Genomic DNA, 13,611 nt, shown 5'->3' on the forward strand with positions numbered 1-13,611 from the left:
GGGTGAGCCGAAAATTTAATGCACTTAAATTGAATGCGACCGATAATGTGGCTGTGGCGCTTAGAGGTATTAAAGAAGGGGAATGGCTTTCGATTCAAGGGGATGATGAGAAAATACAAGTGATGCAGACCATTCCTTACGGACATAAGATTGCCACCACCTTGATCCCTAAAGATGCCAAAATCCTCAAATATGGAGAATGCATGGGCATTTCAACGGAAGAGATTCTGCCCGGTTACCATGTCCATGTCTTCAATGTTCGCGGACTAAAAGAAGAGGAACGATTAAGTTCTATTAAAGAGGTGCAGCTGCCATGAAAACATTTGAAGGATATCGGAGGCCGAATGGAAGCATAGGCGTCAGAAACCATGTGATTGTCATTAATACGGTGGGTGAATTGGCGAGTCTGACAAAAAAGCTGTCCCAGCTTGTCCCGGGTGTTATTCCAGTCGCACATCAGGCGGGAAAAGCCCAATATCCAGAGGATTTAGAACAGACCATCAGGACGCTGAAAGGGACGGCGGGTCACCCGAATGTTAGTGCCGCGCTATTTTTAGGAATGGGTGATGACGATCCTGCTGAGGAAATAGTTGATGTTCTGAAGGAAAGCGGTCATGATGTCCATGCGATTACGTTTCAGAGGGATAAAACAATCACCGACGTTTTGAAAGAAGGAAAACTCTGGCTGGAAAAGGCAGTGGAGCGGAGCCACGGCCAAAAGAAAGTAACTGCCGATGTGACTGAATTGATAATCGGGTTAGAATGCGGTGGATCTGATGCATGGTCGGGAATCACGGCAAATCCGGCAATTGGTTCCTGTTCCGATGCAATTGTCAGAGATGGCGGCACAAGTATTTTAGCTGAAACAACGGAAGCGATTGGGGCGGAACATATTTTGGCCAATCGCGCCGTAAGCCCAGCGGTAGGCGAAGCATTCCTAAAAATTGTTAAGGAATATGAAGAAAGAATTCGTGACACGGGTGAAGATATTCGGTCCGCCAATCCAACGCCAGGAAATATGGCAGGCGGGTTAACGACCCTTGAGGAAAAATCATTAGGCTGCATTAAAAAAGGCGGAAATTCCACGTTAATGGAAGTCATCGCCTATGCGGAAAAGCCGACCGAAAAAGGATTTATCTTTATGGATACACCGGGTTATGATGTTGAATCGGTCGCCGGCCTTGCCGCAGGAGGAGCGCAAATTGTCCTGTTTTCCACTGGCAAAGGCTCACCAACTGGTTCGCCAATCGTACCAGTTATCAAAATCGGAACGAACCCGAGACTCTACGAAATTATGTCGGAGCATATCGATGTCAATGCCGGAAAAATCATCGAAGGAATCAACACCATTGATGAAATCGGTCAAGAAATCTATGACCTCATCATGGAAACCGCCAATGGAGCCCAGACTGCCGCCGAAAAACACAAAAATCAAGAATTCGCTATATGGCGATTGGCTCAAACTATATAAAACTTTGGGGAAGGAGGGGATTCCGTGATTAGGGATTGCCCTCCTTTGCTATGCAAGTAATATAAAAAAGCACAAGTCTCCAACTGAAGTTACGCCTTTATAATTTGGGTTATTCTTCTAATTCCTTCACCACCAAAAAATAAAACAGGAATTCTTTGTTTTCGCTTGAATATTATAATAAATAGAATTTGGGGGTATATTATGAATGAAAATAAGTTAAAACACCTTGAATTTATACAGGGAGTCATAAATCGAATGGGACAAAATGCCTTTTTATTGAAAGGATGGGCAGTAACTCTTGTTGCTGGACTTTTTGCTTTTGCGAATACCCAAGAGATGGATTATAGATTCATTTCAATTGCATTAATACCCACTATTTTCTTTTGGCTTTTAGATGGTTATTTTCTTTGGCAAGAAAAGCTGTTCAGAAAACTTTATGATTACGTTAGAAAAAAAGGCGATGGAGAGGTTATTGATTTTTCAATGAATGTGGAACCTTTCGTGTCCGAAACAAGCTCATGGATACGTATTTGTCTTTCTAATACATTAGGCCTATTTTATCTTCCAATAATTGTTATAATTATAATTACTATTGCGTTTGTTTGTAAATATTAATTTCTATGGTTAAATATACCAAAAGAGGGTGATATAATTAAATAAAGTACATTGCTAAATAACATTTTATGGAGGAGAAATGACCAGAATCAAACCAAGATTATTTATTGGCTCTGCCAGAGAATCCGCTGACTATGTTGATGCAATTCATGAAGCACTCACTCATGTTGCTGAGGTTACTCCTTGGACAGCAGGTGCATTTCGCCCGCTAGAATATAATATGGAAAGCCTTGAACGACAATTAGATGAAAATGATTTTGCTGTATTTGTATTTTCACCGGATGACGTTGTAAATATACGAGGTACCATTACATTTACAACAAGAGACAATACTCTGTTTGAAATGGGGTTATTCTGGGGAAGGTTAAGAAGAGGACGAGTGTTTTATATCATTCCGAGTGTAACACCGGAAAGTGAGGAAGCAAAAGGTTTTCGATTACCTTCAGATCTGGATGGTCTTACTGTATTAAGATACGAAATCCGTGGTGATAGTAATCACGATGCTGCTGTTAATTTAGCTTGCAGGGCTATAAAAAGAAAAATTAGAGAGATGGGCGTCTTTCAGGATCCAGCAAAGCTCTTAGCTGAAGCTCAAGCTAACAGGGATAAAGACTATGCCCTAATTCGCATACTCCGAACTTTATCAAAACGACTCTTAACAGACCCAGCTAAAAAGTTTGAATATCTACAAGAAGCTGTTAGGAACGCTTATCAAGCTCCATATTCTTATTACGTTGAAGGAATAGGGGTTTGGCAAGCGGAGGGGATCGATGGTCTGAAACAAATAGCCGGAAATGATGGCCAAGGAAAATTTTACCCATTTAATGTAAATGAAAATAGGCGAAAAACAGATAGAATAATCGTCATGGATTGTTTTTTACAAAGTAACGAACTGGTTTTCCAAAAAAGTAGTACAGCCTTTGATAATACGTATGTTTTATGTTATCCTATAGGGAATCAATTGGTTTTGACGGTTGCAATAACGGGAAGAAAGGCATTAAGTCAAGAAGAAATTGACGATATATTTCTCGATAATTACAACCTTTTAAACACGATAAATAATATCTTTGGAGGTGCATCTACATGAAAAGCGCAGTGGTATCAAAAGTAGACCAAAAATCGTATAAACTTGGAGAAACTGTTACGGGTGTAAGAGCGGTTATTACCTCCATTCATGGAAAAGAAGAATCAGGAAAAGTTATTTATAAACGAAAAGCAGATTATCGAGAAGACCCATATAAGAAGCGTGCTTAGGTACGGTTCCCATTACGCCCTTGCGATGTTCGATAGATTTTTTCCTTCTTTCTCCTCTAAGTTCTGTTCGCAAATATTTTACCATACCCGCTTTCTAAAAAATCCTTAAAAAAACATCCATTCGGTAATTTTTAACCTTCCGAGTGGATGTTTTATTTTACTTTCATTCCTAATTTGATTGGGTAATTTCCCACTCAGCGGAGGGACGGGGGAGTCAGGCAGAACGCCTGACTTTTGAAATATTACTTGTTAAACAAAAATTAGAAATAGTTGATGTACATTTATGGCCGAGTGCGACAAAGTATGTGCATGGTTACAAAGAGGTTCCCGTGGATCTTGATTCATAAAACCGGTGATTTCCTTTAATAATGAGTCCAATTTCCTTTATTGGATGCATTTTGCTTAGGGGTTTCATCAAAAATGAATCCAATGCCCCTTATTGGATGCATTTCGCTCGGGAATTTTACCAAAAATAAATCCAATTTCGGCAGTATTCTTGGAATTTTGTCCTTTATCGGCTTGATGAAGGACATTTTTGCCGGGATTCTTTCGGAGATTGATTAAGTCCTTCACCAGTTTACCAGTGGTGTCAGGCACCAACCAATATAAGAGCCCCTTTCGTAATCGTAGCGAAAGGGGCCAAAATCTAATTTTCCTTTTTATTTTGCTTCAGGATGTCGAGGAACATCGGTTTGTATTCCCAGTTGGGATATAGCAGTCTTTGATCATCGAAGTGCGGTGAAAATGGATTGCCGTTTTGGCCTGGAGGCAGGATGTTCACGCTCTTCGTATTGCTCTTCGAGAATTCGACGATTTGGTTGTAGGTTCCTCTGTTCATATAAAGGATATCTGCGACACTGCCGGCACCCTGCGGTGAGAAGTTGATTTTTGCAATCGGTGTGAGCCAATCATTCAATGGTTTCCCTTGATTGCTGGAGCTTAAGCTTTGCACCGCGCTTTGAAGGCTTTCTAGGGCCATCTGGTTCAAATTAATGTCTCCTAAGAAGCTATATTTTGTTTGTAATTCTTCTTGATTGGCAGTGAGAACATGATACAGCAGATCATTCGAGTCCGCACCAGTTCCCTTTAATTCCCCTAAGACTTTTGCTTTTACCAGATTGAACCAGCTTCTGAAAATCGTTAAGCCTGGGTCATCATAAAGCACATCTCCATTATTGTTGGTTTGGTACATATCCCAGTTGTTAACAAGTTCAGCAGCCTGCTTGACGGTTGTTGGCAGTTCTTCTTCATTGTTAATTTTAGATACTAGTAGATTTTTGAAAAAATAAGCATTTAATTCGATGTGGCCAGACTTTTTGTTGATTTTCTCCATATCCGACCAAGAAACTTGCTTCAGTGAAGCAAGCTGATCAAGAATAAATTTTGAGCGATGGGTTGGCCCATACAGGGCTTCGGTTGACTCCCAGTCGGGACTTGGTTTATTGTTCCAGTTGGCTACCACACCTTGAGCGGGATTCTGGCTATGCGGCAATGTTTCAAACGGTGCGTCTCCTTGCCAATCCTGCGATTCCTTGCCAATCCTGTGAGCCATCTCCAAGCATTGGAAGGCGGTTGTCGGTACCTTCTGCTCTGATTGGCTTTCTTCCGGTCACCCAGTAGCCCCGATATTCCCTTGTTTGTCCGAATAAAGGAAATTGTGGATGTCGGGATTTCCTTTGCCGCTTTTTCAAACTGTTTAATGTTACTGGCAAGGTTAAAATCATAAAAACCAACCATTGCCTCCACTTCCTGCCCCCAGTGGGAGCGTTTTTGCGTACAGGCCGTTTGAAAGTCTAAGTAGACCCCGTCTACTTAGACGTTTCCATGAAATTCAAGCCCAAACATCCAAGTAGGGCCTGTCTACTTAAACATTCCGTAGATTTAAAGATGTTATCTAAGGCCTTTTTAAGAATAGAGGGTTACACCGACCAGTCCGGAAAGTACAATGACATAAATTGGATTCCAGCGAAGTTTTAATAAGGCAAATAAGGATAGCGCAAAAATGAGCAATAAGCTGATTGAACGAAAGGAGATAGTGTGGACAACCAGGTTATTGGTTCGAGCAAAACTTATCGCTGCATAGATAATTAAACTTGTGACAAGGGGCTTTAACCCATAAAAAATAGCTGCTACCACTGGATTGTGATGAATTTTTATAAAAAAAGTGGCAACCGTTATGACTAATATAATGGAAGGAAGCAGGATTGCAATGGCAGATAGGATAGCACCGGTGATTCCTGCTGCCGTATAACCAATGAGAATAGCACAGTTGGCAGCGATTGGACCTGGTGACATTCCGGCAATGGCAATCATATTGGTCAACTGTTCTGCAGACATCCAGTTGTATTTCGTGACCGCAGCTTCGATGATGGGCATCATGGCATATCCCCCTCCAAAGGAGACAAACCCCATAATAAAAAATGTGTGAAACAGTTCCCACAATACCATGCCAATCTCTCCTTGTTCTTAAATTCCAGCCCCCATATAATAGTCGGGATTATTGGCTGGATCGGTTTCCTTATTTGGTTTCAGGTCAATTTTGTAGCCCATTTTCTTTTTAATAAAAATAACGAACCATCCGGTTAAAGCTCCCAGGAAGATGGCGATGATTGGATGAATGAAAAACAGTACCGGAACTCCTATAAGCATGATAAAGAAGGTGGTTTTGTCGATAATGGCTGTTTTTGCGATTTTGATGGCAGCATACACAATGATTGCGACGATGGTCGCTCTGATCGATACAAAAGCCGCCTCTAGCTTTGGATTATCATGAACGAAAAAGTAGGAGAATCCTAACGATAGAACAATAAAAAAAGTAGGAAGCGAAACACCCATCATGGCTGCAAGTGCCCCTTTGATTCCAGCAATTCTGTGACCAATAAAGGTGGCCGAGTTAATGGCAATCGCCCCAGGGACCGACTGTGATAAGGCAAACACATCCGTAACGTCTTCACTTTCCAGCCATTTTCGCTTTTCTACTATTTCTCTTTCAATCAAAGGTATCATGGCAAAGCCCCCTCCAAACGTCACAGGGCTAATTTTGAAAAAGGTCCAAAAGATTTGAAACATCAGTTTCCATTGTTCCGTCATGTATATCCCTCACTCTGTTGGAAAATTCCTTAGTGTTAATATAGTAATCTTAAATTCATTCTATATACTACGTTATCAGATTAGGCTCTAAGGGTAAATGGCAACAATTTTATGGGCTATAACCATTTCTTATAGCAAGAGACTTGTTGGGTTGACTCTACAAGCATTGGTGATATAATTTAGGTAATTAACAAATTTCATTATAGTTTGGAGGCAGGCATACATTATGAAACCATTGCAGCATGAAAGCGTCATCCCGCTTTATCACCAATTAATGGAAAGGCTGAAAGGTTCGATTGAAAATGGGCAATGGTCACCTGGTGATAAAATCCCATCGGAAAATCAATTGATGGACCAATTTGGTGTGAGTCGTAACACGGCAAAAAAGGCCATTGAGGAGCTTGTACAAGTAGGGAGCCTTTACCGAATTCAAGGAAAAGGGACCTTCGTGGCTAAACCGAAATTGCAGCAGTCGTTGATGGGATTCTATAGCTTTAGCAAAGTATTAAAAGAAAAAGGTATGAATCCTAAAGATATCATTCTCAAAATAGAAGAAGTCAAACCTACTGCCAAAATCATGGATGCACTGCAGTTGAGTGAAGAAGAGGATGTTATTGAAATGAAACGCCTTCGTTGTGCCGATCATGAGCCGTATATTTTGGAATCATCGTTCATTCCAAAACACGTGGTATCAAATATGGAACAGCTAAAAAAGGTGGGCGAAATTTCCTTATATGATTTATTTTTGCAACAGTTTAATATCGTTGTAACCAAGGCGAAAGAGGCATTTGAACCCGTCCTCATTCGTGGGGACGAAAGTGAATATCTGCAAACGGAGGAAGGTCGTCCGGCACTCTTGCTTGAACGAACTGCCTATGATAGCAATGGCTTGCCTGTTGAATTTTGTATATCCATTGTCCGTGGCGATCGCTGTCGTTTTTATACTGAACTAACGTAATCGTAGAATCACTCATAGCATGTTTGTCTATGAGTTTTTTTAAACTACATCCTATACCAACAACCCAACGATGTTTTTTTTAAATAATTCAAATTGATGGGTTGACAGGTTACCTAGGCAGAGTGTATATTCGAATTAGTAAAAATTTTCAGTCAAAGTTCGATGGTATTTTTTTAAACAAACTTGTACCTACAACCCAATAACCAAATGGGTATGTGGGCTATTCTGAATGGAAGTAAAACCTCTCTTATTAAATATTAAAAAAATTCAATAGATTTTGTATAATAGAGTAAAGATTTGTTATTCTACTTATGAAAGCGCTTAAGATCATAATTAAGAGGTGTTTTATTGTGACAAGATTAAAGGATATTGCTGAACATGTAGGTGTATCCATTTCTACTGTTTCGAGAGTGATTCAAAATGATCGCACCCGAAATGTAAACCCAGAAACAAAAACAAAAATTTGGGAAGCAGTTAAGGAGTTAGGGTATATACCCAATCAACATGCTCGAAATTTAGTCATCAATCATCAAGATAAAAAGCAAACAAGAACAATGAAAATTGGGTGGGTGGCCGATCCGGCACAAGCAGAAATTAATCCATATTTCGCCACCATTTATACAGGGATTCGTGATACATTAACAAATCACGATTATACCTTGATTAGTATTACTAAGGATGAGCTTGAAAACGAGGCGCTGCTTCTTAAGACGATTCATGACTTGGGGATTGAAGGGCTTCTGCTGATCAGCAGGATTGATGATAGCCTGATTGAATACATACAGCAAACGATCCCATTGGTTGGATTGGACTTTTTCTATACAGATAAAAAAATGGCTATTGTCGATTATGACCGCGAGGCTGCAATTAAAATGGTGGTTCAACATTTAGTCAGCCAAGGACATCGGGAAATTGGATTTATTGGCGGAGGCGTTAAAGAAGATTTTGAGGATTTGCATGCGGAATATCGATTTAAAGGCTATCAATCTGCCATGGAAGAAGCAGGACTTGAAGTCCGGCCAGATTGGGTTATCAATACGAAGTGGAGAATGGATAAAAGCTATGAGGAAATGAACCAGCTCATTAAAAGGAGCCGAACGCATTTGCCAACAGCCATGGTTTGTGCCAGTGACATGATGGCCATCGCTGCCATGAGAGCTGTGATCGAAAATAATCTTAGCATACCGGAGGACATCGCCTTCTTTGGTGTGGATAACATTGAAATGGGGAAATATTCGTCGCCGCCGCTTTCAACAGTGGAAATTCCTAAATACGAAATGGGAAGAATGGCAGCAAAGACGATAATGGAAATGGTGGAAGAGGAAATTCCCCTTCCAATCAAGCTGATTTTGCCGTTTGAATTAGTTATTCGGGAATCATCTTCAATAAAACGAACCTAAGTGGTTCTTTTTTAAACATCTTTTGGAAAACGTTTGCCTTAATGTTGGAAGATTTTCCACAGAAAACATGTGTGGTTGAGAGGAGAGATTTAATTGAAAACATTGACAGCGATCCTTATCGGAGCAGGTGACAGAGGGGCGAGGGCATATGCACCGTTCGCATTGGCCTATCCGAATGAATTAAAGATTGTCGGCGTGGCAGAGCCGGGTATCGAGAGAAGGACGAAGTTACAACAGGCGCACGATATTTCCGATGAGCACTGTTATGAGTCGTGGGAAGAGGTCTTACAGCTCGATCAAAAAATTGCTGACATTGCGATTATTTGTACACTTGACCGGTATCATTTTAAACCAACGATGAGAGCTTTGGAGCTGGGGTATCATGTTCTCCTGGAAAAGCCAATGTCTCCTGACCCGCTCGAATGTATTGCAATGGAACAGGCAGCGAAAAAATATAACCGGCAGCTGACCATCTGCCATGTCCTGAGGTATACCGAATTTTGGTCCACGATTCAAAAGGTAATTGCCAAAGGGCAAATTGGTGGGGTTGTATCGCTGCAATTAAATGAAAATGTCGAAGTGATGCATATGTCCCATAGCTTCGTCCGTGGTAATTGGAACAACAAGGAGAAATCAAGTCCGATGATCCTGCAGAAATCCTGTCATGATATGGATATTATTTCGTTTGTCATGGGAAAGGAATGTAAGCGCATTAGCTCCTACGGTTCACTGATGCATTTTAAAGAGGAAAATGCCCCGGCCGGAGCACCGAAGAGGTGTTTGGATGGCTGTCCCGCCGAATTAAGCTGTCCATTCCATGCAGGTAGATATTATCTTGGCGAAGGAAAGGGCTGGGCCAAGAAATTCACTGAGGACGATACGAATGAATGCATTATCAAGGCATTGCAGGAAACACCATATGGAAAATGCGTATACCGCTCAGATAATAATGTTGTCGATCATCAGGTAGTTAACATGGAATTCGAGGGTGGCGCAACCGCCACGTTTAGCATGTGCGGCTTCACTAGAGAGCAAACGCGGATCGTGCAAATCATGGGAACAAAAGGGGAAATCCGCGGAAACATGGAGGAAAACAGTATTTCCATCTTTGATTTCCTCACCAAGCAGGAAACCATTATCAAATTTGACAACCCTATTGGCGGTCACAGCGGTGGCGATAACGGAATCCTGAGGACATTTCTCCGCGAAATCCAATTTGGCAGTAACGAGAATGGCGTTTCTTCCACATCTGCATCCGTGAGGAGTCACCTCATGGCATTTGCCGCTGAAGATTCAAGGTTAAATGAGGGTCAATCTATTCATATCGATGACTATTATCAGAGTTTACTAGAAATTATCAAAGCTTAAGAAACGATTGTTCACATCGCAGTTTTTGTGGTGTTGCAATAATAAGTCATATTTTAAGAACAAAGGTTATGGGAAATGAAATCCTAGGGGAAAACGTTATTATTGGAGGTGGTGGGCGTTATCCTAAACATATCAATCGTATGAAATGAATTTTTTTATCAAAGAAAAACCCTTAAGTTTTAATAAGTGATTTGGTTAGAAATCTACTAAACTTTATATGAAGGAAGGGAAAAATGATGAAAAAATGGCTACTAATGCTTTTAACCGTGGTACTTGGATTAATGGGGCTTGCGGGCTGCAGTGACAGTGATAAGACTTCAAGTGAGGCAAAAGATGGAAAGGTAGAAATTACGTATGGTTTTTGGGATAAGAAACAAGTCCCTGCCATTGATGAGATTGTTAAACAGTTTAACGAAAAATATCCAAACATCAAAGTAAAAACAGAGCTTACTCCTTATGGTCAATACTTTCAAAAGCTTGAAACGGCTGCAACGGGCGGTGCTTTACCCGATGTTCTGTGGATGAATGGTGCTCACGTTGTTCAATATGCAGAAGGAAAGGTCATCCTTCCATTAAGCGATATGGCGAAAAAAGATAACTATAGCTTAGAAAATTATCCGAAATCGTTAATTGATCTATACACTGTAGACGGGAAAGTGTATGGGATTCCAAAAGACTACGATACAACAGGCTTATGGTACAACAAAACAATCTTTGATGATGCAGGTGTACCATATCCGGACGAAACTTGGGATTGGAGTAAATTAAAAGTAGTAGCAAAACAGCTGACAGACAAAGAAAAAGGCATATGGGGCTATGCGGCTTTGATGGGCAACCAAGGCGGATACTATGATTTCATTTGGCAAAATGGCGGACATATTATTTCTGAGGATGGCAAGTCCGTTGGATTCGATCAGCCTGAAGCGATCGAGGCACTGAAATACAATATTAGCTTCATTAAAGAAGGTTTGTCACCAACGCAAGCACAAATGACCGAAACAGCGGCTTCTGAATTATTCTCTTCAGGAAAAGTAGCGATGATGTTCGATGGTCCCTGGATGGTTCCAGAATATAAGAAAAATCCCGACCTAAATGTTGCTGTAGTTCCAAAAGGGAAAAAACGCGCGGTAGCGATTCACGGGTTATCCAATGTGATTGCAGCGAATACCAAACATAAAGACGCGGCATGGAAGTTTGTTCAGTTCCTAGGCTCTAAAGAAGCAGCAGATATATATGCGAAAACAGGAACGGTCATCCCGGCATTTAACGGTACACAAGATGCCTGGAAAGATGCGGTTCCGAATTTAAATCTTCAAGCCTTCATTGATGGAGCAGAATACTCTGTTCCACTTCCAAGTGTGAAAAGTACAGGTGAAATTTGGCAGTATGAAACAGATATCCTGAAAAAGGCTTGGAGCGAAGAAGAAAGTGTTGAGGATGCTGTAAAAGAGTTAACGAAAAAGGCAAATGAGGCTTTTTCTAAGAAGTAAACTGAGAAGCGCAAGCGATGGACAATTTTAAAAAATGAAGAGAAGAATTAATTCTTCTCTTCAATTTCCTTAAAGGGAGGGAATGCTGTGAAAGAAATTCCTCTTCAGGCCGAAGCGAAAGCACCTAAGAAATTAATGGTTTCTAGTTTAACAAAGACAAGGAAACGGTCCGATTACTTTTGGGCCTATCTTATGATCGCACCAACCATGTTGGGTTTGTTCATTTTTTACCTGTGGCCCATTATCCAGACCTTTTACTATAGTTTTACGGAATGGGGCGCATTTGGACAATATGAATGGACAGGCTTAACAAATTATAAGCGGATGCTGGAAGATGCAACCCTCTTACAATCATTTAAAAACACAGGCATTTATATTATCTTTACGGTGCCAATTGGAATTTTCCTATCGATTATAATAGCCGTTCTTTTAAATCAAAAAATTAAAGGGAAATCAGTGTATCGGACAATGTATTTTTTACCTGTGATTACGATGCCTGCTGCAATTGCGATGGTATGGAAATGGCTTTATAACGCTGATTACGGTCTTTTCAATTATCTATTATCCTTAGTCGGGATAAAGGGGCCCCAATGGGTCAGTGATCCGAAAATTGCGTTGTATTCGATTATTGTCGTCGCGATTTGGAGCGGAATTGGTTATAACATGGTCATCTTCCTGTCCGGACTACAAGGGATCCCTAAAATGTATTATGAAGCGGCAGAAATCGATGGCGCAGGTCCCATCAGGGTGTTCTTTAAAATTACACTGCCGCTGCTCTCTCCTGTTATTTTCTTTGTGTCGATCATGTCTCTCATCGGAGCGTTCCAAGTGTTTGACTTAATTTTCATGATGATTGGAAAAAGCAGTACGGCTTTAGAAAGTACCCAGTCGATTGTATATTTGTTCTATCAGCATGCCTTTGTATTAAATGATAAGGGATATGCAGCAGCGATCGCCGTTCTCTTGTTAATTGTGATCTTGATTATTACTGCGATTCAAATGGTCTTACAGAAAAAGTGGGTTCATTATGATTAAAAGGGAGTGGTACCATTGGAAAGAACGAGACAGCTTGTAACAAGTAAAACATTCCTAATCCATTTCATCCTGATTGTGGGATCAGTGGCAATGGTATTGCCTTTTTTATGGATGATCCTCACCTCGTTAAAAACCTATGCTGAGTCCATCCATGTTCCGCCTGTTTTAATCCCAAAGGATTTTCAATGGGGGAACTACAAAGAGGTTTTTGGACTTCTGCCTTTTTTCAAATTTATGTTTAATACGGTCATTATTACGGTGCTCAGAACCGCAGGCCAGTTGTTTTTATGTTCGTTAGCAGCTTATGCTTTTGCCCGGATTGAATTTCCCGGCAGGAATTTTCTATTTTTGTTAGCGTTAACAGTTTTAATGGTACCGGGGCAAGTGTTTTTATTGCCACAATATATGATCATGGTGAAATTAGGCTGGTTGAATTCTTTGCAAGCCGTGATTGTCCCAGGTTTGTTTAGTGCATTCGGTACGTTCCTGTTACGACAATTCTTTATGGGGCTTCCAAAGGAATTAGAAGAGGCCGCCCGGCTTGACGGCTGTAACCATTTCCAAATTTACTGGAGAATTATGCTTCCGCTTGCAAAACCAGGTTTAATTGCATTAGGAATTTTTACGACTCTTTGGAGCTGGAATGAATTGATGTGGCCAATGATTGTGAATAGTTCTCCGGAATCTATGACCCTATCAGTAGGATTGTCATCGCTCCAAGGCCAGTATTTGACCAATTACCCCATTCTCATGGCAGGTTCCTTTTTAGCTATATTGCCAATGTTGCTTCTATTTATATTCTTGCAAAAGCAATTTATTGAAGGAATTGCTGTCACGGGTGGAAAATAAAACCATTACATGCGGTCGGATGAGGCCGTATGTAATGGTTTTTCTTTAGCTGAAATGAAAGTGTAGCTTTTATAGAAATTT

At 40.7% G+C, this 13,611-nt stretch carries 16 protein-coding genes; 12 read left to right on the forward strand and 4 right to left on the reverse strand.

Annotation, left to right across the window (positions count from 1 at the left end; genetic code table 11):
• The first annotated feature begins 2 nt into the window (after positions 1 to 2).
• The 6 genes from ACIQXV_RS00830 to ACIQXV_RS00855 all read left to right on the forward strand — a co-directional run bounded on the left by ACIQXV_RS00830 (position 3) and on the right by ACIQXV_RS00855 (position 3,904).
• Positions 3 to 317, forward strand: coding sequence for a UxaA family hydrolase (locus ACIQXV_RS00830; RefSeq protein ID WP_402954601.1), 315 nt, complete (start codon positions 3 to 5; stop codon positions 315 to 317).
• The gene (locus ACIQXV_RS00835) at positions 314 to 1,471 is read left to right on the forward strand and encodes a UxaA family hydrolase (RefSeq protein ID WP_402954604.1); all 1,158 of its coding nucleotides are present in this window, start codon (positions 314 to 316) and stop codon (positions 1,469 to 1,471) included. The genes ACIQXV_RS00830 and ACIQXV_RS00835 overlap by 4 nt, the downstream gene beginning before the upstream one ends.
• A gap of 201 nt (positions 1,472 to 1,672) precedes the next feature.
• Entirely contained in the window at positions 1,673 to 2,086 is a 414-nt protein-coding gene (locus ACIQXV_RS00840; RefSeq protein WP_402954607.1) for a hypothetical protein, read from the forward strand.
• 79 nt (positions 2,087 to 2,165) lie between these two features.
• Complete coding sequence (locus ACIQXV_RS00845; protein WP_402954610.1) at positions 2,166 to 3,173, forward strand: TIR domain-containing protein; 1,008 nt, start codon at positions 2,166 to 2,168, stop codon at positions 3,171 to 3,173.
• Positions 3,170 to 3,340: a hypothetical protein gene (locus ACIQXV_RS00850; RefSeq protein ID WP_402954613.1), complete on the forward strand. Its 171-nt coding sequence runs from the start codon at positions 3,170 to 3,172 to the stop codon at positions 3,338 to 3,340. The genes ACIQXV_RS00845 and ACIQXV_RS00850 overlap by 4 nt, the downstream gene beginning before the upstream one ends.
• A 420-nt stretch (positions 3,341 to 3,760) precedes the next feature.
• Positions 3,761 to 3,904: a hypothetical protein gene (locus ACIQXV_RS00855; RefSeq protein ID WP_402954616.1), complete on the forward strand. Its 144-nt coding sequence runs from the start codon at positions 3,761 to 3,763 to the stop codon at positions 3,902 to 3,904.
• A gap of 82 nt (positions 3,905 to 3,986) precedes the next feature.
• On the opposite strand, the gene ACIQXV_RS00860 is transcribed toward ACIQXV_RS00855, so the two are convergent.
• The 4 genes from ACIQXV_RS00860 to ACIQXV_RS00875 all read right to left on the reverse strand — a co-directional run bounded on the left by ACIQXV_RS00860 (position 3,987) and on the right by ACIQXV_RS00875 (position 6,430).
• Positions 3,987 to 4,892: a penicillin acylase family protein gene (locus ACIQXV_RS00860; protein ID WP_402954619.1), complete on the reverse strand. Its 906-nt coding sequence runs from the start codon at positions 4,890 to 4,892 to the stop codon at positions 3,987 to 3,989.
• Complete coding sequence (locus ACIQXV_RS00865) at positions 4,837 to 5,073, reverse strand: hypothetical protein (protein ID WP_402954622.1); 237 nt, start codon at positions 5,071 to 5,073, stop codon at positions 4,837 to 4,839. Before ACIQXV_RS00865 ends, ACIQXV_RS00860 begins: the two co-directional genes overlap by 56 nt.
• A gap of 172 nt (positions 5,074 to 5,245) precedes the next feature.
• Complete coding sequence (locus ACIQXV_RS00870; protein WP_402954625.1) at positions 5,246 to 5,788, reverse strand: chromate transporter; 543 nt, start codon at positions 5,786 to 5,788, stop codon at positions 5,246 to 5,248.
• Between the two features lie 18 nt (positions 5,789 to 5,806).
• Positions 5,807 to 6,430, reverse strand: a complete 624-nt coding sequence (locus ACIQXV_RS00875) for a chromate transporter (protein WP_402954628.1) — start codon at positions 6,428 to 6,430, stop codon at positions 5,807 to 5,809.
• A gap of 226 nt (positions 6,431 to 6,656) precedes the next feature.
• Here ACIQXV_RS00875 and ACIQXV_RS00880 point away from each other — a divergent pair, with 226 nt between their 5' ends.
• The 6 genes from ACIQXV_RS00880 (at position 6,657) to ACIQXV_RS00905 (ending at position 13,530) form a co-directional block, all read left to right on the forward strand.
• The gene (locus ACIQXV_RS00880) at positions 6,657 to 7,388 is read left to right on the forward strand and encodes a GntR family transcriptional regulator (protein ID WP_402954631.1); all 732 of its coding nucleotides are present in this window, start codon (positions 6,657 to 6,659) and stop codon (positions 7,386 to 7,388) included.
• A 350-nt stretch (positions 7,389 to 7,738) separates the two neighbouring features.
• A complete protein-coding gene (locus ACIQXV_RS00885) occupies positions 7,739 to 8,788 on the forward strand; it encodes a LacI family DNA-binding transcriptional regulator (protein ID WP_402954634.1) in 1,050 nt (349 codons plus the stop codon).
• A gap of 93 nt (positions 8,789 to 8,881) precedes the next feature.
• Positions 8,882 to 10,156: a Gfo/Idh/MocA family protein gene (locus ACIQXV_RS00890; RefSeq protein WP_402954637.1), complete on the forward strand. Its 1,275-nt coding sequence runs from the start codon at positions 8,882 to 8,884 to the stop codon at positions 10,154 to 10,156.
• Between the two features lie 236 nt (positions 10,157 to 10,392).
• Positions 10,393 to 11,646, forward strand: a complete 1,254-nt coding sequence (locus ACIQXV_RS00895) for an ABC transporter substrate-binding protein (RefSeq protein WP_402955226.1) — start codon at positions 10,393 to 10,395, stop codon at positions 11,644 to 11,646.
• 135 nt (positions 11,647 to 11,781) lie between these two features.
• Positions 11,782 to 12,681, forward strand: coding sequence for a carbohydrate ABC transporter permease (locus ACIQXV_RS00900; protein WP_402955229.1), 900 nt, complete (start codon positions 11,782 to 11,784; stop codon positions 12,679 to 12,681).
• Positions 12,682 to 12,771: 90 nt separating this feature from the next.
• Complete coding sequence (locus tag ACIQXV_RS00905) at positions 12,772 to 13,530, forward strand: carbohydrate ABC transporter permease (RefSeq protein WP_402955232.1); 759 nt, start codon at positions 12,772 to 12,774, stop codon at positions 13,528 to 13,530.
• Positions 13,531 to 13,611 lie beyond the last annotated feature (81 nt).

The sequence above is a fragment of the Neobacillus sp. NPDC097160 genome (genome assembly GCF_044762155.1).
Taxonomy (GTDB): Bacteria; Bacillota; Bacilli; order Bacillales; family Cytobacillaceae; genus Neobacillus.